The sequence below is a fragment of the Falsiroseomonas oryziterrae genome (assembly GCF_021864505.1).
GTDB lineage: Bacteria > Pseudomonadota > Alphaproteobacteria > Acetobacterales > Acetobacteraceae > Falsiroseomonas > Falsiroseomonas oryziterrae.
This window is the reverse complement of sequence record NZ_JAKJIB010000654.1, coordinates 1-817: the sequence shown is the minus strand read 5'-3', so window position 1 is coordinate 817 and position 817 is coordinate 1. Positions and strand designations below refer to the sequence as shown.

General features: G+C 76.5%; 1 protein-coding gene. It reads left to right on the top strand.

All coding sequences use genetic code 11. The annotated features are described in order from the left end of the window. The coding region (locus L2I40_RS23895) for an AsmA-like C-terminal region-containing protein (RefSeq protein WP_237217833.1) at positions 1-793 on the top strand (793 nt) is incomplete at its 5' end. Positions 794-817 lie beyond the last annotated feature (24 nt).

The following is an 817-nucleotide window of genomic DNA, read 5'->3' as shown; positions in this document are numbered from 1 at the left end:
CCAGCCGGCGCAGCGGCTGATCCCGGCGGCGGCGCTGCCGGTGGACTCGCTGCGCGCGATGGACGCCGCGCTCGAACTCTCCGCCGCCAGCCTTCGCGTCGGCGGCACGGATTGGCGCGACGTCTCGGCCAGGCTGGCGCTGGCGAACGGCCGCCTGGCGCTCGATCCGCTCGTCGCGACGTCGCCGGGCGGCATGCTCGGTGGCCGCTTCACGCTCGACGCCGCCGCGGTGCCGCCGGCCGCGACGCTCCGCCTCGAAAGCGACGGGCCCGGGCTCGACCTCGCGGCGTTGCGGCGCGGCTTCGGCATCCCGGCGGCCTTCGACGGCCAGGCGGAACTTGCGCTGGACCTGCGCGCGCAGGGTGCCACCTTGCCGGCGCTGGCCGCGACCGTGTCGGGCGAGGCCGGGATCGCGATGGTCGGCGGCCGCTTCACCGGCGCGAGCTCGCTGACGGTGGGGCCAGACCTGCTGCGCGCCCTGCTGCCGCGCGGCATGCCCGCGGGCGGACTCGGGCTGCGCTGCCTCGCGCTGCGCCTCTCGGCCGATGGCGGCGTCGCGCAGAGCGAGGCGCTGCTGATCGAAGGCGAGTTCGGCCGCATCGAGGGAAGCCTCGCCCTCAACCTGCGCGACGAGACGCTTGCGGCGCGGCTGCTGCCCGATCTGCGCGTGATGGGGCTCAACATGCGGACGCCGGTCACGGTCGGCGGCAGCTTCGCGGCGCCCCGCGTCGGGGTGGAGCCCGGCGCCGCGCTGGCGCAGGTGATGGGCGACACCGTCGCGAACCGGCTCTAGCGCAGCAGCACGGCGGAGTTCCTT